The sequence below is a fragment of the Haloterrigena turkmenica DSM 5511 genome (genome assembly GCF_000025325.1).
Taxonomy (GTDB): Archaea; Halobacteriota; Halobacteria; order Halobacteriales; family Natrialbaceae; genus Haloterrigena; species Haloterrigena turkmenica.
This window is the reverse complement of record NC_013743.1, coordinates 3,084,903-3,106,108: the sequence shown is the minus strand read 5'-3', so window position 1 is coordinate 3,106,108 and position 21,206 is coordinate 3,084,903. Positions and strand designations below refer to the sequence as shown.

Here is a 21,206-nt window from a genome sequence, read left to right as displayed (position 1 = left end):
TCCAGTTCTTCTTAGCAATATATTTATTAATGACTGGTGATAACACGATTTCGTAGATGAAAGTACAGACGCCAGACATCACAGCACGACTGGTCGACGAAGCACGGACCGCGCTCGAATTAGTAACCGATCGCCACACGTCTCAGTTCGACGCAGCGACCGAACAGTCCACCCATCGGAACCAGGCGAACCGCCGGCAACGGCAGCGAACGCCGCGCGTGATCGAACTCGAGTCGGACGCCGTTGCGGGGACTCCACTCGAAGGGACGATCACCGCTCTGGGCGCCGAAACCGGATCCGACCTCCTCGCGGAGTTCGAGCGTGCAGTCGTCAGCGGCGATACCGAACTCGCGCTCGACGTTCGGAACCGTCTCGCGGCCGAAATTGATCCGGATACCTCTACCGGCACTGCGGCTCCGGTCATCGCAGATATCGTATACCACGATCGGACGGTCGCCACGACCGCTGCTGGCTCGGATCGGTTCGGTGCAGCGATGGCGCCGTACGATGGCGGCTCGCTCGATCACTCCGCGTTCGAGGTTCGCGAGTACATCGCCGAGGACGGTGACGACGAGGCACTCGACTTCGAGTGGGACTATTGCGTCGTCGTCGCGCCGCCGCCGACCGATCAGGTCGAGCGCGACGCGACTCACGCCGCCCCGGAAGACACCGACACTGCGGCCGTCCTGGCCGGCCCCGCCGGTGCATCGGCAGCGGCGCTCGCATTCGCCGCTGGCGTTCTCATTGGGGCGGCAGCGGCCGGAACGGGATCCGCCGATCCGGCTCTGAGCCAGTTCGATGATCGGACGCTCGGTGACGCCGATGCCGGTGCATCGGTCGAGGAACTGCTGGATGCCCGCGATACGCTCACTGCCTGAACCGACCGCCCTTGAGGTGACCGAGGCAACGACCACCGATACGCCGTGATAGCGCCGGCGTCCGTCGAACGGACGGCAGAACGCCGTATTTTATCGACGATCGGTATTATCTATCGTACTCATATCGAGAAAACTCTATATACATGGGTTCGAAACGATTTGCCGTGACCTCTCGGCACGCTATCAGGACTTCACATCTGCGGAAAGAGTACGGTAGCACTGCTGCTGTGGATTCGTTATCGCTCTCGATCGATCGGGAACCGATCTACGGATTCCTCAGTCCGAACGGAACGCCCGACACGCTCGAACGACGTATCGAATCAAACGAAGAATCGACCCTCGAGAACGCGTTCCTCGAAATCACGACTGATACTACCGTCGAGACGAGCGCGTGAAATCAAGAACGATGTGGGACCAAGTCGCTACGAGCGTGCTGATCGCCAAAACGCGCTCCGTTCGGCAGTACCGAAAGCTGAGAGCGAAACCGATGCTCGCTGCGTTTCAGGTGCTTCCGCTGCTGATTATCGTTCCCGCTGTCGTCGGACGATTGCCGTTCCCCGGGTACGAGGCGTTTTGGTCCGAGCCGGGCGCGTACGTCTACGGAACGCGGTTCGCCAGCGGCCACGAAACGACCGTGCTCGAACTGGGACGCGGCGCCGCAGGCGTACTATTCCTGCTCGTCATCTATCTGGTCTTGCTTCCGAAAGCGATGGGAAACGGGGCGATGAACGGCGAAACGGACGACCACCTCGTCGCCGTTCCGGCGACGACCCTCACGACCGCTGAACTGTTGACGTATCTCGCGTTCAGTTGGCGCACCGCAGGACTCATCTTACTCGCCGCTGCGGTCGCGTTCGGCGCTGGTTCGGGCGCAGTGCTCACGACCGTTATGATCGTCTTTGCCGGCGGCGCGTTGTTCGTTACGGCCGTTGCCGTAGCGTATCCGATCGCGCTGACGTTACAACTCGCGTTCGTTCGCGTCGCGGTCCTTCGCGAGCACAAACTGATCGTCGGGGGGCCACTCGTCGTTGGCATGTTCGCGGTATTCGTGTCCCTTCGGGAATCGGTCGAACTCTTGCGTGCTGTTCCGATCGGCTGGTACGCTGATCTCGCCCTTATCTCGACGCCTGCTGCGTCTCCGGTCCGTGCGACGGTCGCGTTGATCGCGATGCCGGTGGCCTTTATCGCGAGTGCATCGATTTCGCCGCGAATCGGCGAGCGACTGTGGCTCGCGGACGAGCCGTCTCAACTCCCATCGGATCCGACGGAACGAAGCCAGTCGCCGGTCGACGGGCTGCTACGGCGAGTGCTGTCGCGGCCGGTAGCCGCCGTCGTTCGAGTGACGTGGCGACGACTTCGCCGCGAGCCTCGAGCGTTGCTGTTCGGTGGATTGTTGATCGTGCTTACCGCGAGCGCTGGCGGGAGCGTCGCAACTCGGTTTCCGGACGGTATTCCGCTAATCGTCGCGATTTACGGCGCGGCGACCGTCGGCGTCGGTGTGACCCTCAATCCGCTCGGGAGCGAGGGGCGGGCGTTGCGCGGGACGTTGACGACGCCGCACGGAGGACGCCACGTCCTCACGGGGTATGCGCTTTCCGCAGCGATACCCGGGTGTATCCTCGTCGGTCTCGCGACTGCAGTGGCAGGTTCGATGACGGAATTGGAACTGCTCACCCGCGCCGGACTCGTCGTGTTCGGTGCGCTTCTCGGTGCGATCGCTCCAGTTCTCGCACTCGGTATCGGCGTCGCCCTTCCGCAGTTCGACGGAATCGATCCAACGAGTACCGCCGGCATGCAGACTCCACGCCTGGAAGCTGTATTCGTGTTTAGCGCAGCAATAATCGTCCTCGGATTGCCGGCGATCGTCGGTCTACACGGCGCACCGTCTATCGCGACGGTCGTTGACGTCCCGCCGCGCGTCGTCGCGATCGCCGGTCCCGTAACGAGTCTGATACTGCTGTCGGGAGCAGGCTGGCTCTCCTACAGATACGCGCTCACTACGATCCGAGAGCGCGACCTCGCTATCTGAACTGATCGACGCTACTGAACGTCCCGAAACCCGTTTCGAGACGGCTATACTCCATCCTCAGCCGGTATAGAATCAATATACCGTAGTGTTAATATATCTGTAATATAACGCTACCGTATGGATTGGTTGACAGCTTCGATCATCTCGGTTCTCCTCCTGTGGTTGGGACTGACGGTCGTAAACGCCACGACCCCCGGATCAGAGTTCCTGTCGGAACGAATGGGGCCGTTACACACGCTCGTCCCGAAGTGGAACTTCTTCTCACCGCATCCCGGACGGTACGATTACTATCTCGTATACCGCGATCGATACGTCGACGGCGAGGTAACGAACTGGCGGAGGGTATCCGGAATCAATCGACCGCCCGGCAAATTTCGATGGGTCTGGAACCCCCATCTGTATCGGAGTAAAGCGTTGTTCGATATCGCGGAGAATTTGAGTACGAACGCGAGCCAGCAGTATGCGAATACGAGAGACGCCGCCGACGCCGTCGATGACGGCGGACAACTCGAACTCCGCTCGGTCGATCTGGGTCACCTCGAGTTGTCCGTACTCTATCTCGCGTTACTTCGGTACGTCAGTCGTCGAGACCACTCGCCGTTGAGCGAGAGCACGCAGTTTTTGATACTGCAACACTCCCGTGCGAGTGATCGGTACGAACCGCTGTTCCTCTCTCATTTCCACGAGTTGGAACGATGATCGACGACGGCTTCACGCTCCACGCGGCGATCCGTGTCATGGTGTTTCTGGTCGGCGTTCAGGTGCTCATCTCCTCACTGGAGCAACTGTACACGCGGGACCGATTCGCCGACGACGGCCTTCTCAACTGGGAGGTTTCGAAGCGGTTCGTACGCACCAGTGGACTGCTCGCTCCGTTTGCAGAACGACTGCTGAGACCCCCACGGTTCCGACTACTGCTGATCGCCAGGCTCGCCCTTGCGATTACCATTTCCGTGACGGCGCTGTTCGGACGTGTCTCGTGGGTACTACTGTTGCTCCTCTTCGCGACACACCTCGGCATCGTGTACCGTCAGATGGCCGGACTCAGCGGTGCGTTTCAGATGCAACTCGTGCTCGTCCCGGGCTTGATCCTCGCAGCGCTCTTCCCCGACGGGAGTCTCGTTCAAACGGCGGCGATCCTGTTTATTGCTGCCCAGTCCGTGTTGTCGTATCTGATCGCCGGCGCGAGTAAGCTCGTTTCGTCGGACTGGCAGACCGGCTCCGCAATAGCGGGAGTGTTTTCGACCGAGGTCTGGGGAGACGAACGGATATACCACCTCCTGCAGCGATATCCGCATCTCAACGTGGTCGGCGCCTGGCTAGTTATCGCGTTCGAGTGCCTTTTTCCGATCGTCCTGTTCGTCGATCCGCAGTGGACGGTGGTCGTGTTCGCGGCGGGGATTCTCTTCCACGGATTCAACGCCGTCTTCATGGGATTGAACAAGTTCGTTATCGCGTTTCCGGCTACGTATCCAGCGGTGTACTACGCTAATCAGGTCGTCCGGAGCGTGATCTAAGCACCGCATTCTTCGAGGTCGCTTTCGGTGTGCAGCGTTGCGCTCGAGTCGAACGGAAGGCGGTTCGCGGCCCGAATCCGCGTTTCTTGGCAAGCCGGTGATCTTTTGTGCTGGGGCTACTACGCGGCGTATGTCGTCGCAAACGACCTTCGGCTGGTCGCTCTTTACCTCCGGTATCGTCACGCTCGTCCTGAAGGCGCTCCCCGGCGACTCGCTGTGGTGGGGGCTTATGCTTCTCGCCGTTGGACTAGTGTTGTTGTACTATCGGTAGCCGTAGCGCCACTATCGCCGACCCGGCGGTCGATGCCACCGGTTGCCGAAATCCTGGCCGCTTTCCGTTTCGAACCGAAACGCCCTCGCCAGTGAGTACCAACGAAGACGAAACGCCGTTCGATGCCTACCGCGAGCACGTCGAGCGACCGCTGTGGCGACTCTTTCAGGAATACGCGCCCGATCGATTGGGCTGGTTCACCGCGGGGATGCTCGCCAACTTCGTCGCCCGAATGGCGAGTCTCGTGCCGCCGCTGTTGCTGGGTACTGCTATCGACGCGATCTTCACCGGCGACGGCGCGTTCGAGTTGCCGATCGTTCCCAACGCCTGGCTGCCGACCGCGCAGATGGCCCAGTTCTGGTTCTCCATCGCCGCCATCGCGGTCTCGTTTCTCGTCGTCGCCCTCTTTACCTGGATCTACGGCGTCACCGCCAATCTGTTCGCGCACGGCGTGATGCACGCCGTGCGCGTCGACTCCTTCGAGAAGATGCAGCGCCTCGACATGACCTTCTTCGACGACAAGGAGACCGGCGAGGTCATGGCGGTGTTGAACAACGACACGCAGAACCTCGAGATGTTCCTCGACAACGCGCTGATGAACTCCGCGCGGCTGCTGGTGATGGTCGGCGGGATCGCCGGCGTCCTCTTCTATCTCAACTGGCAGCTGGCGCTCGTCACCCTCGTCGCGATCCCGGCGATGGTCGCCTTCACGATCTGGTTCATGCGCGTCGTCGAACCGCGGTACGCCCGCCAGCGCTCGGCCGTCGGCTGGCTCAACACCCGCCTCGAGAACAGCCTCTCGGCGGTCACGCTGACGAAGGCGACCAACAGCGAGTCCCACGAGATCGATCGCGTGCGGCAGGCGTCGCGGCGGCTCTACGAGGACACGATGGCCGTCCTCCGGCTTTCGTACTTCTACCGGCCCGGGATGGAACTGCTCGCCGGGCTCGCCTTCGCCGGGACCTTCCTCGTCGGCGGCCTCTGGCTCGCCACCGGCACGGCGCCCGGCCCGCTGACCGGCACCCTCTCGGTCGGCGACTTCGTCGTCTTCCTCTTCATGACCCAGCGGATCGTCGCGCCGCTGGCCGAGGTGTCGAACATCGTCGACCAGTACGAGAACGCCAAGGCCTCGAGCGAGCGCGTCTTCGGGCTGATGGACATTCCCGTCCGCGTCGACGATCCCGAGGATCCGGTCGACCTCGACGAGATCGAGGGTCGCGTCGAGTACGAGGACGTCACCTTCAGCTACGACGCCAGCGAGGCCCACGTCGGCGAGGAGACGGCCTTCGAGGAGTCCGTGATCCGGGACGTCTCCTTTACGGCCGAACCCGGCGAGACGGTCGCGTTCGTCGGGCCGACCGGCGCCGGCAAGTCGACGCTCGTCAAACTGCTCCTCCGGCTGTACGACGTGGAGTCGGGATCGATCCGGATCGACGGCCACGACGTCCGCGAGCTCTCGCTGGCCGATCTCCGATCGTCGATCGGCTACGTCAGTCAGGAGACGGTGCTCTTCGACGGGACCATCGCGGACAACATCCGTTACGGCCAGTTCGAGGCCGACGACGAGGCGATCCGCGAGGCCGCGCGGGCGGCGCAGGCCCACGAATTCATCACCGGCCTCCCGGACGGCTACGAGACCCGTGTCGGCGAGGAGGGCGTTAAGCTCTCGGGCGGCCAGCGACAGCGGATCGCGCTCGCGCGGGTCGTCCTCGCGGATCCGGCGCTCGTCGTGTTAGACGAGGCGACCAGCGCCGTCGACACGAAGACGGAGCTCCAGATTCAGCGGTCGATCGACCGACTCACCGCGGAGCGGACGACGCTGACGATCGCCCACCGCCTCTCGACGATCAAGGAGGCGGACACGATCCTCGTCGTCGAGGACGGCGAAATCGTCGAACGCGGGGAGCACGAGGAGTTACTGGAAGCAGACGGGCGGTACGCGATGTTGTGGGCGGCCCAGGCCGGGGATCGCGAAACGGCCGCCGAGGCACTGACCGAGGGGGACGACTGAACGCGATCGGTGTCGGACGCCAATAGTACCGCACCGACTGACGGGCAGCGATCGAAAACAGCTCGAGACGTCGGCTCCCGTTCGAATTAGCGCTCGTCGACCTCGAGTTCGAACTGCTCGTTCTCGCCGACCGCGTTGAGAACGACGCTCGTGTTCGAGGCCTTGATGTCCGGGTCGGACAGCAACTCCTTGATCTCGTCGTTCATGTCGTCGGTGTCAGTGAACTTGCCGACGGCGACGACGTCGTTGTCGCCGGTGACCTCGTAGACCGAGGGAATCTGGGGGTGATCCCGGAGCGTGTCGGTGACGTCGGGGAGCGCGTTCCCTTCGACCTGGAGCTGAATGATCGCTGTGACATCGTATCCGAGCGCGTCGTAATCCACCTGCGGCGTGTAGCCTTCGATCACACCCTGCTCTTCGAGGTCGGAGAGGTGATTCGAAACTGTCGTCACCGAAACGTCGAGTTCCTCGCCGAGACTGCGGAGGCTCGCCCGTCCGTTACCCAGAAGTTCATTCACTAGTTTTGCATCGAGATTTTCGTACGTCATCACACTCACCCACTCACTAGTCCCATTAGAACTTTACGAACAGTCAGTTCCGACCGCTGGAGAGAAGATTTGCTTAGAGCAGTAGGGTTTTAGTAGCAGAGTTACTTGGGTAGGACGACGAGAAATATGACAAGCGGAAACATCACCGAGGCCGAACAGGCGGTATTAGACGAGATCGAGGAGAAAGACGTCGATTTCCTCCGTCTTCAGTTCACTGACATTCTCGGAACGGTAAAGAACGTCTCCGTTCCCGCTCGCCAGGCCGAGAAGGCCTTCAGCGAGGGTATCTACTTCGACGGCTCCTCGATCGAAGGCTTCGTCCGCATTCAGGAATCGGACATGCGCCTGGTCCCCGACCCGGACACGTTCGCCATCCTCCCGTGGCGCCAGAAGGAGGACAGTGCCGCGGCCCGGATGATCTGTGACGTCTACAACACCTCGACGGGCGAGCCCTTCGAGGGCGACCCGCGCCGCGTCCTCAAGAACGCCCTCGAGCGCGCCGAGGACCTCGGCTACGATGTCAACGCCGCGCCCGAGCCGGAGTTCTTCCTGTTCGAGGAAGACGAGGAGGGCCGTGCGACGACCAAGACCAACGACGCCGGCGGCTACTTCGACCTCGCGCCGAAAGACCTCGCCAGCGACGTCCGCCGCGACATCATCTACGGTCTCGAGGACATGGGCTTCGAGATCGAGGCCAGCCACCACGAGGTCGCCGAGGGGCAACACGAGATCAACTTCGAGTACGACGACGCGCTCGCGACCGCGGACAACGTCGCCACCTTCCGCACCGTCGTCCGCGCCATCGCGGCCCAACACGACCTGCACGCGACGTTCATGCCCAAGCCGATCCCGAAGATCAACGGCTCGGGGATGCACACGCACTTCTCGCTGTTCGAGGACGGCGAGAACGCCTTCCACGACGAGGACGACGAGTTCAACCTCAGCGACGAGGCTCACTCGTTCCTCGCGGGTATTCTCGAGCACGCGCCGGCGATCACGGCGGTCGCGAACCCGACGGTCAACAGCTACAAGCGCCTGGTGCCGGGCTACGAGGCGCCGGTCTACGTCGCCTGGTCGGACCGCAACCGCTCGGCGCTGGTCCGCAAGCCCGCGGCCCGCACACCGGCAGCTTCGCGAATCGAACTGCGCTCGCCGGATCCGTCCTGTAACCCGTACCTCGCCTTCGCCGTCATGATCCACGCCGGTCTCGACGGCATCGAACAGGACCTCGAGTGTCCCGACCCGGTCCGGGAGAACATCTACGAGTTCGACGAGCAGAAGCGCGACGAGTACGGCATCGACACCCTCCCGTCGAACCTCGGTAAGGCCGTCGACGCCCTCGAGGACGACGAGGCCATCTACAGCGCGCTGGGCGAGCACGTCGCGCCGAAATTCGTCGAGGCCAAGCGCCAGGAGTTCGAGGAGTACCTCGTCGACGTCTCCGAGTGGGAGCTCGACCGCTACCTCGAGACGTTCTGAGGCCACCCGGCGTTCGACGCAAACCCGTTGTTCTGCCGTTTTCTCTCTCCGTTTCGGTTCGGTCCGTAACTCGCGTCCGGCGTACGAGCCGTCAGTTCTCGGAGCCGTTCATATCACCGCGACCCGCGGCGGTCCGCCACGATTCCGTCGCCGCCGTCGCCGCGGTCAGTCGGACGCATCGGTGCCGAACGCGTGCTCGTGGCCCTCGAGCCGGAGCCCACCCCTGTCGACGTCGCCCTCGAGTGTGTAGTATCGCTCCCAGGCGGGCGCGAGGCTCACGACGTCGACGCCGGCGAGTTCGGCCTCGCGGTGGCGGTGGTGGTGGCCGACAAGACAGAGCGACGGCGAGAGCGCCTCGAGCAGGGCGTCGACGTGCTCGCAGCCGGGATCGTAGCCGTAGGAGAGGAGCCCGGTCGGGGCCTCGTGGGTGAGCAGGACGTCGACGTCGTCCAGTTCGGCCGCTCGCTCGACGTCGTCGCGGGTGAAGTGTCGGCGACGGTCTCCCTCGAGTTCGTCGCGCGAACAGTCGTACTTCGTCGGCGCGTAGTTCCCCGAGAGGCCGGCCACGCGGAGCCCGTCGACGGACGCGACGGTGCTCGCGAGCAGGTGGACATCGCTTGCCTCGGGCGGGTCCTCCCCGGCGCGCAGCGCTTCGATGACGTCGAGGTCCTCGTTGTTACCCGCGACGAACCACGTCGGCGCCGGGAGGTCGTAGTACTCGAGGTCGCCGAGCTGTAACACGCGGTCGGGTTCGACGGTGCGATACAGTTCGAGAAGGGTCTCGCGGCGGTCCGGCTCGGACGCGTGGGCATCGCCGAGAACGAGCATGAGTGGACGAACGGTCTCGGCGCGGAAAACCGTGCTCAGGCTTCGGCCTGGTCGATCCACTCTTCGGCGTCGCTTTCCGAGACGTCGGCGGCCTCGGCGACGGTCTCGGCATCGGCGCGCACGAGATCGTCGACCGTCGCGATGCCGGCGTCGGCGAGTTGCTCCCGGACGTCCGCATCGATTCCGGCGACGGCTTCGAGCGTATGCTCCGGATCGGTCTCGATCTTCGTCTCTGCCGTGATCTGCTGCGTCGCTTCTTCGGCCTGCTCCTCGAGTTGCTGCTGGAACTCTTCGATCTGTTCGGCCTGGCGGTCGAGCAGCTCCGCGGCGTCGTCGGTCTGGCGCTCGAGTTGCTCCTCGAACTGATCCTGCAGTTCTCGGGTCCGCTCGAGTTGCTCCTCGAGCTGACTCGAGAGCTCGTCGACGTTCTGGACCGTCTGGTCCTCGACCGACTGGGACAGCTCGAGGAACTGGTCGGTCTGCTCTTCGAGCGCGTCGACGAACTCGTCCGAGAGTTCGTCCGCGGAGTCGACGTCCCGCTCGAGTTCGCGCTCGAGGGCGTCGTAGAACTCGGCATGGTTCGTTTTCAGCTGCGCGAACGTCTCGTCGACCGTTCGGTGAGCGTCCGTGGACTCGTCGCCGGGGAACAGCGCGGTCGTCGCGTTGACGTAACTGTGAGTCGCCGCCTGCGCGAGCTCGAGTTGCTGGCGCTGGAGCGACTCCTGGCCTTTCAGTCCGGTCAACGCCATCGTGTCGACGTTCGACTGGGCGGACAGTCCCTGTTTGAACAGCTGCTGGCTTCCTTTGACCGCGGTTCGCTGGACGTCGAACATCGCTCGAATGGGGGATTCCGATTGACTCATTGGTTCACTCGGTAGTGGGTGCCGACCGAGGATAAGGGGCGGGCTTGCAAACCACTGAATGGTATCTATTGGTATGAAATACCTCATATCGCAATCCAGTCGCTAGCTCCGCGTGCCGGCGACCGTCACGCGAGACTGAGTGTCACGGTACGGGCCATTGAGAATTATGAGGGCCTTCGTGGTCCGTTCACCATGGTGGACAGTCGAACCTACGCGTTCGAGGGGACGGAACCGACGGTCGACGACGCGGCAGCGGTGAGTCGGGAAGCGACGTTGGTCGGCGACGTTCGGATCGATGCCGAGGCGAGCGTCTGGCCGGGGGTCGTCCTCAGGGGCGACATCGGTCCCGTCCGCGTCGGTAAACAGGCGCATATCGGCGACAACGCGACGATTCACGCCTCGACCCTCGCGGATCGCGTCATGATCGGCCACGGCGCGGTGCTCAACGAGGCGACCGTCGAGGAGGGAACGCTGATCGGATTCAACGCGACGGTCAACACGGGGTCGACCGTCGGCGCGGGCAGCGTCGTCGCCGCCGGGACGGTGGTACCCGACGAATACGACATCCCGCCCGAGTCGTTCGCCCGCGGCGTCCCTGCCAGAATCACGCCGCTCGAGGAGACCGGCGTCGACGCCGAGGCGATCTTCGAGGACTTCTCGTCGGGCGAGTACACGAACCTGGCCGGTCGCCACGAGGAACTGTTCGACTGAGCGCCGGTCGCGCAGCGGTAGACGGGTAGACGAGTCGGTGGAGCGGCCTGCTACTCGCTGACCGGGATTTCCTGCCCGTCGTCGTCGATGCGAACCGGGTCGTCCTCCCAGTCGATCTCGAGTCGACGCCGCGAGAGGTACGGCGCGAGCGTCGACGCGGAGACGAGCCCGCAGTAGGCGCCGTCGCTGACGACCGGGAGGTGTTTCACGCCGTCGGTGCGCATCGTTTCCGCGGCGGCCACCAGCGATTCGTGTCGCGAAATCGTGGTGACCGGCGACGACATGACCGTCCTGACCGGGTGCGGTTCGAGCGTCTCGGCGACGAAGGCGACGATATCCGATTCAGTGACGATTCCGACGACGGTTTCGTCCTCGAGGACGACAAGCGCCGACACGTCCGGGTCGCGGAGTCGCTCCGCGGCTTCGGTGATGGGCGCTTCGGGCTGGATCGTTCGACCGGGCTGAGTCAATACGCGTTCGAGTGGAACGTCGATCATCGCTTGCACGTCGCTACCACGATCCGCCACATAATTACTTCGGACATATGAAATCTATGTCCTAGTATTGTGCCGAAGTGTGTTTTAAATTGGCCTTATAGAACACAATTGGGAGAAATATGGGGGTTTGTTGCTATATAGTCCGTCTGTACAGTAGCCGAACGAGCGCGGGCCTCGTCCCGCCGTCCGGCCCGTTTCCGACCGTCGCTATCGGCTCACCGGACGGCGCCGGCGTCGTAGAGCGCGTCGATCTCCGCGTCGCTATAGCCCGCCTCGGCGAGATACCGGCGGGTGTGTTCGCCCTGCGTCGGGACGCGTTCGTCGAGTTCCGCGCTCTCCGTCGTCTCTGCGGTTTCGTCGCCGAACCGGGCCGGAAATCCGATCCGCGGCGGGGCGCCATTCGGACGCTCGATGAGATCTCGCGCCCGAAACTGGGGGTGTTCAATCATCTCGGCGGGCGAGTAGACGCCGGCGAACGCCGCGTCGACGCCCTCGAGGGCCGCCTCCCACTCGTCACGGGTCCGTTCACGGAAGAGATCCCGGAGTTCGACCTCGAGCGCGGCGCGAACGGCCGGATCCTCCGCGCCGTGCTCGTCGGCGAGGTCGTCCCGATCGACGGCCTCGCAGAACGCCCGCCAGAACCCCGGCTCGAGGGCCGCGAGCGTCACCCAGTTCCCGTCGGCGGTCTCGTAGCAGTCGTACCACGGATAGGCGCCCGTCAGCGGTGTCTCCCCGGGTCGCGGCTCGTCGGGGTCGCCGGTCGCGGCCTGATAGGCGATCGGCTGGGCGAACGAGGCGACAACGTCGGCCATCGCGACGTCGACGTACTCGCCGCCGGCGTTGCCGAGTTCCCTCGAGAGCACCGCTCCGACGATAGCGAACGCGGCGAACAGTCCGCCGGCCATGTCGCCGATCGGGTAGCCGGGCACCTGCGGTTTCTCCTCGGGCGATTCCCGCGTCATATCGAGCAAGCCCGCCAGCGCGACGTAGTTCAAGTCGTGGCCGGCCCGATCCGCCCACGGGCCGTCCTGACCGTAGCCGGTGAGCGAGCAGTAGATCAGCTCGTCGTTGTGCTCCGTGAGCGTCTCGTAGTCGATTCCCAGCCGATCGACCACGCCCGGCCGGAATCCCTCGAGGACGACGTCGGCGCCCTCGACGAGCCGGTAGAACGCCGCCCGTCCGCCGTCGGTTTTCAGGTCGATCGCGACGCTGCGCTTGCCGCGGTTGACCATCTCGAAAATCGCGCCGACGCCGTCTGCCGTGTGCGGCTCCATCGCTCGAGCGTAGTCGCCGGCGTCGGTGTCCTCTACCTTCACCACCTCGGCGCCGCAGTCGGCCAGCAACTGCGTCGCGTAGGGGCCGGGCAGCAGCCGCGAGCAGTCGAGCACACGAATGCCATCGAGGCGCATACGGTGCCCTCGTCGTCCTGTTAGTTTATCGTATGGGTCGTCGCACGCGAGAGCCGAGAACGAGGTCGCGAACCGCGAATCGAACTACGAGCGCTGCGTCGCCGAGCCGATGTCGAAGAACTCGGCGTAGAGCCCTCGCGCGAGGGCGTCGAGGTTCTCCTCCGCTTCGCTCGCGTCCATGGTGTCGCCGACGCCCTGCCACTCGACCGAGAAGCGGCTGATCGGGACCAGTGCGAGGCCGCCGATACGGATCTCGCCGTCGGGCGTGTGAATCTCCCACTCGGTCCGCATTCCGTCGGACGATCGGGTGACGTCCTCGATATAGGCGCCGTCGTCGACCCACCGCTCGACGAGGCCGTCCGTGATCCGGCGGAGTTGCCGCTCGCCGAGCACATGGGCGACGACGCCGCCGCCGACCAGCACGGCGAACGCGGCGAGGGCCATCGGCACGCCGCCGTAGGGGATGTTCACTGACGCGGCCAGTCCGCCCACCACGACGACAAGCCCGAGGATCCGCGCGTCGATCGCGCTGGGAACCGTCCCGCTCCAGCCCGACTCCCGTGTCGATCCCTCGACCTGCGTCGGCTGCTCGAGTTGCATATTACTCGCCGAAAGGGACGACGCCCCGGTAGCCGTTGTCCTGTCCCAGTTCCGGCTTTATGGTGCGATCGTTACTCGTAATCGAGTAATTCATCGTCGCCGTGTCGTTCCCGCAGCGCCTCGAGGTCCTCGCGCTGGGCCTCAAGTCGCGGCGTCGGTTCGTCGTACGCGTGCTCGAAAATCCCGCGCGGGTCGGCCTCGGCGGACTCGGCCCGATCGACCAGCTCCTCGAGGGTAGCCTCGATTTCGGACTCGATCGTCTCGATCCGCTCGTCGTCGAGGACGCCGCGGTTCCGGAGGTAGGTCTCGAACCGATCGATGGGGTCTCGCTCGCGCCAGCGCTCGACTTCTTCGTCGTCGCGATAGACCGAGGGATCGTCCGCGGTCGTGTGCGCGCCGTAGCGGTACTGGACGGCCTCGATCAGCGTCGGTCGCGGTCGGCCGTCGTCGCCGGAGCGAGCGGCGATTGCTTTCTCCCGTGCGGCCCCCGTGACGACGTAACTCGCCAGCGGATCCATCCCGTCGACCTGGACGCCCTCGAAGCCGTAGGCGTCGGCCTTCTGGGCGATGGTGGCGCTCGCGGTCTGGTTCTCCCGCGCGATCGAGATGGCCCACTGGTTGTTGTTACAGACGAAGATCGTGGGCGTGTCGAAGACGCCCGCGAAGTTCATCGCCTCGTGGAAATCGCCCTCCGACGTGGCTCCGTCGCCGAAGTGGACGACGCTCGCGCGTTCGTCGTCGTTGAGCTTCGCGGCCCACGACCAGCCGACCGCGTGAGGGAGGTGGCCGCCGATCGAGATGTTCAGCGGGAAGACGTCGATCTCGGCCAGGGCCGCGTTGCCGTCTTCGTGGCCCATCCAGTACAGCAGGTACTCCCACGGGAGGTCCCGCGAGACGATGGCCCCGTGTTCTCGATACTGAAAGGAGAGCATGTCGTCGTCCGCGAGCGCGTACGTCGACCCGATCTGGGAACCCTCCTGGCCCGCCAGCGAGGCGTAGGTTCCCAGTCGGCCCTGCCGCTGGAGGCTGATCATCCGCTCGTCGAACCGCCGCGAAAAGTACATATCCCGGTACATCGACCGCAGCGTCGCGTCGGCGAGGTCGGGTTCCAGTTCCGGCGCGACGACCGTCCCGTCGGCGTCGAGCACCCGGATCCGATCGTCGGGTTCGCGCTCGAGAACGGCGCGCTCTACGGCGTCTCCTGCCATACGTTGGCTGTTGGCTCCCGGGTACATAACGATACTCGTGCGTCCAATACCCACGTCCCCTCGACCGGCGAGAGCACTCGGTACTATTTTACCGTTCTCGGTTGACGGGCAGATATGGACGATTCCGACGTCACCGTCGATGTCGAGGTAGAGGTCGAAGTCGACAGCGAGGAACTCGAACTCGAGGCCGAGGACCGCCGCGAGTTCGAAGGCGAGTTCGAGACGGACGGACTGACGATCGAGGTCGAGGCGGAGATCGAGGTCGAAGGCGAGGAAGCGGAAGACGCCGACGAAGGCGACGAAGACGAGGACGAGGAGTAGGACGCCGTTCGATTCGCGTCCCCGGTCGCGAAACGACAGCAAGCGACCATCGTTTTTGGCGGTCGATTCGTCCCGGAGCGGTCGCGCCGCCCTCGAGGTACTCCCGGAACCGTAACAGGTGAAGGCGGTTTTATCATTCAGTCAGTTGAACACTCGTCCATGTACCACGTTCTGATGCCCGTCGACACGAACGAGAGCCGAGCGATCGCGCAGGCCGAGTACGTCGCGTCGCTCCCCCACGCCGCCGAGTCCGTCGAGGCCTCGATCCTGTTCGTCTTCACGGACGAGACCGAGGACCTTCCGGAGGAGATCGAACGCTACAAGTCCGCCTCGCGGGTCGCGTCCGTCCGGCGCGCGCGGGGGCGTCTCGAGGAGGCCGGCGTCGACGTCACCGTCCTCGAGCGCAGCGGCGAAATCGAAGCGGACGACGTTCTCGGGGCGGCCGACGAGCGCGACGCCGACGCCATCGTCCTCGGCGGCCGGAAGCGATCGCCCGTCGGAAAGGCCGTGTTCGGCAGCCTCACGCAGTCGGTGATTCTGGCCAGCGATCGCCCGGTCGTCGTCACCGGCAGTGAGCGCGAGGAGTGAGGGGAAGAGCCGTCGACACTGCCCGAATTTCGGGCCGTCGCCGGGATTTATCACGTGAACGGGAGACGGTAGCACATGGCTCTCGATCGACCCGATCTCTCCGGCAAGACGGCGTTCATCACCGGCACGACCCGCGGCATCGGCAAGGCCATCGCGCTCGCGCTGGCCGAGCAGGGCTGTACCATCGTCTCGACCGGCAAAACGAGCGAGGGGGACGAGGACTACGCGGACAGCGACCTCGAGGGGACGATCGAACGGACGGCCCGCGAAGCGCGGGAGCGCGGCGTCGAGGCGCTGCCGATTCAGTTGGACGTCCGCGACGAGGCGGCCGTCGAAGCGGCCGCGGAGCGGGCCATCGACGAGTTCGGGACCGTCGAGATCGTCGTCAATAACGCGAGCGCGATCCAGCTCGCGGCCGTCGCGGAGCTCCCGCCGAAGCGGTTCGACCTCCTGACCGACGTCAACGTACGCGGGACGTACCTCGTCTCGCGGGCGTTCGCGGACCACCTCCGCGAGGCCGACGACTCGTGGCTGCTGGCGAACGCGCCGCCAGTGAGTATCGATCGCGCGCCGGATCTGGCACCGTACGCGTGGTCGAAGCTCGGCATGACCTTCCTCACGCTCTCGATGGCGAGCGAACTCGCGGCCGACGACGTCGGCTGTAACGCCTTCTGGCCCGTGACGGCGATCGATACGCGTGCGACCCGCCACTTCGGGATGGGGACCGAAGACGACTGGCGCAGTCCGGAGATCGTCGCCGATGCGGTCCTCGAGATCCTCTCTCGGGATCCGGCCTCGTTCACCGGAAACGTCGTCTACGACGAAGAACTGTTGCGAGAGGCGGGGCTCGAGGACTTCTCGCGGTACAACCTCACCGAGGGCGACCCGGAGCCCGGATCGGCGCAGCTGTTCGATCCCGACTATCAGCGGCCAGAGTGAGAGCTGGACGGTTAACGTTCGACTCTGGCTCGTTTCTTCGGAGCGGCCGCGACCACGAGCGGGGTCGTGCCGAGCGCGACCGCGGGTGCGGCCGAGCCACCGCCGTCGCCGCCGGCACTCGAGCCGTCCTCGGTCTCCTCGATGACGTAGCGCTGGCCGAGCATCGGATCGAGCAGGCTGTCGACCCCGCCGCGGTCGTCGCGGAGCACGGGCGCGTCCGAGGTGTCCGGCGCGTCCATGTAGTGGTCGACCTCGTCGGAGAGGTTGATGCCGAGGTCGCGCTCGTCGTTTCGCTCGGCGAGGTCGGCCTCGGAGAAGTCGGTCTCGGCGTTGGTCGCCGCGATTTCGATGTTCTGGATCTCGTTCGTGTTCGAGGTCCGGAACGCGTACGTGCCGCCGAAGGCTTCGTCCATCGTCTTCCACTGGGCGCGGTAGAACTCGCCGGCGGAACCGCTCGGCGCGGCGATGACGTTGGCGTGGAAGATCCCGTCGTCGGCCAGCCGATCAGAGGCGAGTTCCATGAACTCGATGGTGGTCAGGTGGAAGGGGACCTGATCCTTCTTGTAGGCGTCGAGGACGATCACGTCGTAGGTCTCGTCGGTGTTCTGGAGGTACTGCTTGCCGTCGATGGTGTGGGACGTCATGTTCTCGCCGTGCTCGAGACGGAAGTACTCCTCGGCGGTCTCGGTCACCTGCGGGTCTATTTCGACGACGTCTACGTCGACGTCGTACCGGCGCTCGAAGTCCTTCGGCCCGGTGTAGCCGCCCCCGCCGATGAACAGCACGTTATCGACGTCATCGACGTCGTCAGTCATGAGCATCGGCAGGTGGAAGTACTTCGTGTACTCGAAGACGTGGCGGTCGGGTTCCTCGAGATCCATCGCGCTGTGGCGAGCGCCGTCTAAGTACAGCGTCCGGACGTCGCCGTTGTCGACGACCTCGAGTTCCTGATAGGCGGTCTGGGTCTGGTAGACGACGTCGCCGCGGTGGTCGAGCGCGACCGGTCCGGCGCCGGTTGCAACGACGAGCAGAACCGCGATTCCGACGCTCGCGAGCGTCGGCTTCTGGGGCAGCGACGGCGCCTCGATGGCGATCGCCGTCGCGACGAGGGTGATGCCGAAGACGAGGCCAATAGTGTTGACGGTCAGCGCGGGGATGAGGACGAACGTCGTCGCGGCCGAGCCGAGGATACTGCCGATCGTCCCCAGCGCGTAGACGTGGCCCGACGCCTCGCCGGTGCTCTCCTTTCTGGAGAGTTCGGCCGCGTAGGGGCTGATGAAGCCGAGCAGGTAGGTCGGCGGACCGAACAGGATGATCGACGAGGGAAGGGCGGCGTATCGCGCCGGTAACGCCAGCGCGGCGGTCTGGCTCAACAGCATGTCGCTGGCGTAGATCACGACCGCCATGTACACCGCCGTCCCGAGCAACAGCCACGTCATCTCCCGGTTGGTCGCATCGATCGCCCGTTTGCCGCCCTGCCAGTAGCCCAGGCTCAGCGCCGCGAGACAGACCGTCATGATGCCGCCGACGGTGTAGATGTGGCTGCCGAACTGCGGCGCGACGATCCGGAGGGCGAGGATTTCGATCCCCATGCTGGTGATCCCCGAGACGAAGACGGCGAGTTCGGGCTTCGCGGGTCGATAGGAGAGCGCGGTCCGCGCGGTCATTCGTTTCGAGATTGGGCCCCGACGACGAGAACTTGTCGCCTCGGTGGCGATCGCCGCCACCGGCATTTATATCAGTCGGGTCGAACGTGGACGGTATGCGTCAGGTGACGGTCGCTCGAGTCGTCGACGCGACGCCCGCGGAGCTCTCGGAGTGGCTCGATCCGCCGACGATCGTCCGCGCGGAGGGGAGTTTCACCGTCGAGGCGGTCGACGACCGGGACGACGCGGTGGTCGTCCTCGCCACCGGCCCCGGAATGCAGTTCCCGTTGCGGTTCGAGGACCGCGACGGCGCGATATACTACACGCAGGAGGGCGACCAGGGTCCGTTTTCCCACATGGAGACGTGGATCGAACTCGAGGACGCCGCCGACGGGACGCGGGTCGCGATCCGCTCGTCGGTCTCGCTGTCGGCCCCGCTGCCCTTCGGTGACCGGATCGCCGCCTGGAAACGGAAGGGCGAGTGCTCGCGGCTGCTCGAGGCCCTCGAGGACGCGTTCGACTGAGTTACGGACGCAGGTGACTCGCGGATGCGATCGCCCGCGAGCGCGGTGACGGGACCGTCGCCCGAATCCGAGCGCATTGGTGCGTCGCGACTCGAGGGTCAAGAACCGTCGTATCGACGTCGTTCGAACCCATCGATTCGTCTCGAGACGATGCCATTATTAGCGTCCAGTTGCGACTGTCTCCTACGGGAGCTGCGTCGCAGTAAGACACACCACCCGCTCCCGTTTTCACGGCGAGACCATACCGACGAGCCGTGGCTCCGTCGGAGCGGGTGAGACGGGCGATCTGTCGTTTCACATCGATGCCCGTAATTGTTTGGTAGACATTCACCTGACGAAAGACGTCGCTGCCGCGTCCCCTGGATCGCCGGCCTCTGAGCCGGCTGAACGACGCGGCCCAGCGCACGATCTGGCGGCGGTAAGCGGATCGCCGCGTCGCGACCGGATCAGAATACCGCCACCGCGACGAGGACGAGCGCGGCGAGTACCGCTCCGAGGATCACGCCGGAGGCCTCCAGCGCGCTCGCCGCGATCGAGAACAGAACGGCGACGATCGCCCCGAGCGCCGCGACGGACTGGCGCCGTCCGTTCGAGGCTGCCTCGCGGTCCGCTCGACCGAACTCCGCGTCCGTCGGGGTCGTTGCCGCCTCGAGATACGGGCGAAACGACTCGAGTCGATCGGTCGGCCGCACGATTCCGCGCGGCTTGTCGTACTCGATGACGCCGGCCGTGTCGAGCTTCGGTAGATGCGACTGGTAAAGCGGGATGTAGACGCGCTGGCGCTGCGCGGAGGTGAGTTCGGCCACGGTCGTCTCGTGTTCCCGCACGGCGACGTGTTCGGCGACGTCGCGCATCTTGACGGGGCCGTCTTCCCGCAGCAGGTATCGGATCGACTCCCGTCGTCGGAAGGTCTGGAGGATGTGGAACGTTTCGTCGGGGGAGAGGGCTGCGGACGTTTCGGCTTCCGGTTCGCCGGTCTCGCTGGCGGAGGCGCTCGGCGGATGCACAGGGCGGTCTGTAACTGACATACTGCTCACTCGAGTAGGTGAATCAGACCGACCTAAACTTTATTGTATGGTTTCTGGGGATGGAATGATAGAGATAACTCTCTCGGAGTTCTCCCGTCGGGCGATCGAACCGATTGTCCGACGGAACGCGACGATTCACGAACCCGTGTCGCTCGGTCTCGATCCGCTACGAGATTCCGCTGCGCCACGCGCCGTCTCTCGGACGGTCGGGGCGTCCGCTCCATCGGCGTCGGCACCCGACTCGAACCGGGAGCGTCGCGGATCGACGCCGCTCCCCCGGGTCGACGGTCATTCCGGCCCCTCCGCGCCGTCTCCGTCGCGGTCCGACCGCACCTCGAGGTAGCCTCGGCTGGACGCGGTGATTCGAAACCCGCGAGCGGAGAACGCGACCGAGCGCCGATCCGCGGTCTCGGCGGGATCGGAGGGCGACAGGAGTCGATCGAGCGCATCGGGGTCGATCGCGTCGTACAGCGGCGCGTCGTCGCGTCCGCCGTCGGAGAGGGAGTCGAGGGCCGAGGCGACGGCGAGGCTCGGCGGCGTCGTCCCCGCGTCGTACGCGATCCGGTACGTATTCGTCTCCGGCTCGTACTCGAGCGTCTCGATAGCTACAGGCGTTCCTCCCGTCATTCTGGTTCGTCGACGAGTTGTTCGCCGAAGTGATCGAACGGCTGTCTGTGCGAACTCTTGAACACCTTCGAGTTGGCGATCGAGAGACCAATCGCGCTCAACTCGTCGCCGACGCGAGCGATGTCGTCGGTATCCGTCCCGACGGCTTCGATCCGAACGTTCTCCGTCCCGTCGAGGACCTCCTGCACGCTCACGACGCCGCTCACGTTTCTGGCCGTTTCGGCGAGCGCGCTCCGTTCGACGCCGGACGCGCTACAGACGAAGAGCACGTGTAACTGGAGCCCCGCGTTGTCGTAGTCGATTTCCGGATAGTAGCCCCGGATGACGCCCTCCTCTTCCAGTCGCTCGATCCGATTCCGAATCGTACTGGCCGAGACGCCGATTCGATCCGCCATCTCGCGCGTCGTGATCTGCCGAGAGTCGTGTTGGAGTACGTACAGGATCCCCTTGTTGACGTCATCTAACTCCATGAATCACGATTTTGCAGTACTCACACCCTGGGATCATATTTTCCCCAAAATACGACGGTACTCTTTACAATCAGCAGACGAGAGGTGAAAATATATGGTGCGCGACGGGCGAACCTGTATACTTCGCAACTCGAAAGTGACGTAAAAACGAATATACAGACAGATATCGTGTCGCGGCTCCGGGCTGCCGGCCGCTGGCGACGGGCGCGGACCG

General features: G+C 64.5%; 24 protein-coding genes. 12 read left to right on the top strand and 12 right to left on the bottom strand.

What is annotated here, in order from left to right:
- Positions 1-56 precede the first annotated feature (56 nt).
- From HTUR_RS14930 to HTUR_RS14925, 3 genes are all read left to right on the top strand, one after another.
- The gene (locus HTUR_RS14930) at positions 57-878 is read left to right on the top strand and encodes a hypothetical protein (protein WP_012944154.1); all 822 of its coding nucleotides are present in this window, start codon (positions 57-59) and stop codon (positions 876-878) included.
- A 227-nt stretch (positions 879-1,105) separates the two neighbouring features.
- Positions 1,106-1,273, top strand: a complete 168-nt coding sequence (locus tag HTUR_RS27470) for a hypothetical protein (RefSeq protein ID WP_187291458.1) — start codon at positions 1,106-1,108, stop codon at positions 1,271-1,273.
- 92 nt (positions 1,274-1,365) lie between these two features.
- Positions 1,366-2,907, top strand: a complete 1,542-nt coding sequence (locus HTUR_RS14925) for a hypothetical protein (RefSeq protein WP_148225344.1) — start codon at positions 1,366-1,368, stop codon at positions 2,905-2,907.
- Positions 2,908-3,168: 261 nt separating this feature from the next.
- Here the strand turns inward: HTUR_RS14925 and HTUR_RS26760 are convergent, their stop codons facing one another.
- The gene (locus HTUR_RS26760; protein ID WP_148225343.1) at positions 3,169-3,444 is read right to left on the bottom strand and encodes a hypothetical protein; all 276 of its coding nucleotides are present in this window, start codon (positions 3,442-3,444) and stop codon (positions 3,169-3,171) included.
- Positions 3,445-3,602: 158 nt separating this feature from the next.
- Between HTUR_RS26760 and HTUR_RS14915 the strand changes: the two genes are divergently transcribed.
- The 3 genes from HTUR_RS14915 (at position 3,603) to HTUR_RS14910 (ending at position 6,706) form a co-directional block, all read left to right on the top strand.
- The gene (locus HTUR_RS14915) at positions 3,603-4,424 is read left to right on the top strand and encodes a hypothetical protein (RefSeq protein ID WP_012944151.1); all 822 of its coding nucleotides are present in this window, start codon (positions 3,603-3,605) and stop codon (positions 4,422-4,424) included.
- Positions 4,425-4,554: 130 nt separating this feature from the next.
- Positions 4,555-4,695 (top strand): hypothetical protein, encoded by a 141-nt coding sequence (locus HTUR_RS27465; protein WP_008894056.1) that lies wholly within the window; start codon positions 4,555-4,557, stop codon positions 4,693-4,695.
- 91 nt (positions 4,696-4,786) lie between these two features.
- Positions 4,787-6,706 carry an ABC transporter ATP-binding protein gene (locus HTUR_RS14910; RefSeq protein ID WP_012944150.1) on the top strand — a complete coding sequence of 640 codons (1,920 nt, stop codon included), beginning with the start codon at positions 4,787-4,789 and terminating at the stop codon, positions 6,704-6,706.
- Positions 6,707-6,792: 86 nt separating this feature from the next.
- On the opposite strand, the gene lrp is transcribed toward HTUR_RS14910, so the two are convergent.
- The gene (lrp, locus tag HTUR_RS14905) at positions 6,793-7,254 is read right to left on the bottom strand and encodes an HTH-type transcriptional regulator Lrp (RefSeq protein WP_012944149.1); all 462 of its coding nucleotides are present in this window, start codon (positions 7,252-7,254) and stop codon (positions 6,793-6,795) included.
- 126 nt (positions 7,255-7,380) lie between these two features.
- Between lrp and glnA the strand changes: the two genes are divergently transcribed.
- Complete coding sequence (gene glnA, locus HTUR_RS14900) at positions 7,381-8,733, top strand: type I glutamate--ammonia ligase (protein WP_012944148.1); 1,353 nt, start codon at positions 7,381-7,383, stop codon at positions 8,731-8,733.
- 165 nt (positions 8,734-8,898) lie between these two features.
- On the opposite strand, the gene HTUR_RS14895 is transcribed toward glnA, so the two are convergent.
- Both HTUR_RS14895 and HTUR_RS14890 read right to left on the bottom strand, forming a co-directional pair.
- A complete protein-coding gene (locus HTUR_RS14895) occupies positions 8,899-9,561 on the bottom strand; it encodes a metallophosphoesterase family protein (RefSeq protein ID WP_012944147.1) in 663 nt (220 codons plus the stop codon).
- 35 nt (positions 9,562-9,596) lie between these two features.
- Positions 9,597-10,394, bottom strand: coding sequence for a helix-hairpin-helix domain-containing protein (locus tag HTUR_RS14890; protein ID WP_012944146.1), 798 nt, complete (start codon positions 10,392-10,394; stop codon positions 9,597-9,599).
- A 222-nt stretch (positions 10,395-10,616) separates the two neighbouring features.
- Here HTUR_RS14890 and HTUR_RS14885 point away from each other — a divergent pair, with 222 nt between their 5' ends.
- Positions 10,617-11,135 carry a gamma carbonic anhydrase family protein gene (locus HTUR_RS14885; RefSeq protein WP_012944145.1) on the top strand — a complete coding sequence of 173 codons (519 nt, stop codon included), beginning with the start codon at positions 10,617-10,619 and terminating at the stop codon, positions 11,133-11,135.
- A gap of 50 nt (positions 11,136-11,185) precedes the next feature.
- Here HTUR_RS14885 and HTUR_RS14880 read toward each other — a convergent pair whose 3' ends face one another.
- The 4 genes from HTUR_RS14880 to pdhA all read right to left on the bottom strand — a co-directional run bounded on the left by HTUR_RS14880 (position 11,186) and on the right by pdhA (position 14,849).
- A complete protein-coding gene (locus tag HTUR_RS14880) occupies positions 11,186-11,632 on the bottom strand; it encodes a CBS domain-containing protein (protein WP_012944144.1) in 447 nt (148 codons plus the stop codon).
- A 215-nt stretch (positions 11,633-11,847) separates the two neighbouring features.
- Positions 11,848-13,041, bottom strand: coding sequence for a CaiB/BaiF CoA transferase family protein (locus HTUR_RS14875; protein WP_012944143.1), 1,194 nt, complete (start codon positions 13,039-13,041; stop codon positions 11,848-11,850).
- Between the two features lie 84 nt (positions 13,042-13,125).
- Positions 13,126-13,641, bottom strand: coding sequence for a hypothetical protein (locus tag HTUR_RS14870; RefSeq protein ID WP_012944142.1), 516 nt, complete (start codon positions 13,639-13,641; stop codon positions 13,126-13,128).
- A gap of 71 nt (positions 13,642-13,712) precedes the next feature.
- On the bottom strand, positions 13,713-14,849 hold the full coding sequence (gene pdhA / locus HTUR_RS14865; protein WP_049941757.1) for a pyruvate dehydrogenase (acetyl-transferring) E1 component subunit alpha: 1,137 nt from the start codon (positions 14,847-14,849) through the stop codon (positions 13,713-13,715).
- Positions 14,850-14,963: 114 nt separating this feature from the next.
- On the opposite strand from pdhA, the gene HTUR_RS14860 reads away from it, so the two are divergent.
- From HTUR_RS14860 to HTUR_RS14850, 3 genes are all read left to right on the top strand, one after another.
- Positions 14,964-15,170 (top strand): hypothetical protein, encoded by a 207-nt coding sequence (locus tag HTUR_RS14860; protein WP_012944140.1) that lies wholly within the window; start codon positions 14,964-14,966, stop codon positions 15,168-15,170.
- Between the two features lie 159 nt (positions 15,171-15,329).
- Positions 15,330-15,758 carry a universal stress protein gene (locus HTUR_RS14855; protein WP_012944139.1) on the top strand — a complete coding sequence of 143 codons (429 nt, stop codon included), beginning with the start codon at positions 15,330-15,332 and terminating at the stop codon, positions 15,756-15,758.
- Positions 15,759-15,833: 75 nt separating this feature from the next.
- Positions 15,834-16,697 (top strand): SDR family oxidoreductase, encoded by an 864-nt coding sequence (locus HTUR_RS14850; protein ID WP_012944138.1) that lies wholly within the window; start codon positions 15,834-15,836, stop codon positions 16,695-16,697.
- A gap of 11 nt (positions 16,698-16,708) precedes the next feature.
- Here HTUR_RS14850 and HTUR_RS14845 read toward each other — a convergent pair whose 3' ends face one another.
- Positions 16,709-18,364, bottom strand: coding sequence for a spermidine synthase (locus HTUR_RS14845; RefSeq protein WP_012944137.1), 1,656 nt, complete (start codon positions 18,362-18,364; stop codon positions 16,709-16,711).
- A gap of 95 nt (positions 18,365-18,459) precedes the next feature.
- Here HTUR_RS14845 and HTUR_RS14840 point away from each other — a divergent pair, with 95 nt between their 5' ends.
- Entirely contained in the window at positions 18,460-18,867 is a 408-nt protein-coding gene (locus HTUR_RS14840; protein ID WP_012944136.1) for a polyketide cyclase, read from the top strand.
- 446 nt (positions 18,868-19,313) lie between these two features.
- On the opposite strand, the gene HTUR_RS14835 is transcribed toward HTUR_RS14840, so the two are convergent.
- The 3 genes from HTUR_RS14835 to HTUR_RS14825 all read right to left on the bottom strand — a co-directional run bounded on the left by HTUR_RS14835 (position 19,314) and on the right by HTUR_RS14825 (position 20,992).
- On the bottom strand, positions 19,314-19,895 hold the full coding sequence (locus HTUR_RS14835) for a DUF7344 domain-containing protein (protein ID WP_012944135.1): 582 nt from the start codon (positions 19,893-19,895) through the stop codon (positions 19,314-19,316).
- A gap of 288 nt (positions 19,896-20,183) precedes the next feature.
- Entirely contained in the window at positions 20,184-20,522 is a 339-nt protein-coding gene (locus HTUR_RS14830; protein ID WP_012944134.1) for a HalOD1 output domain-containing protein, read from the bottom strand.
- A complete protein-coding gene (locus tag HTUR_RS14825) occupies positions 20,519-20,992 on the bottom strand; it encodes an Lrp/AsnC family transcriptional regulator (RefSeq protein ID WP_012944133.1) in 474 nt (157 codons plus the stop codon). Before HTUR_RS14825 ends, HTUR_RS14830 begins: the two co-directional genes overlap by 4 nt.
- Positions 20,993-21,206 lie beyond the last annotated feature (214 nt).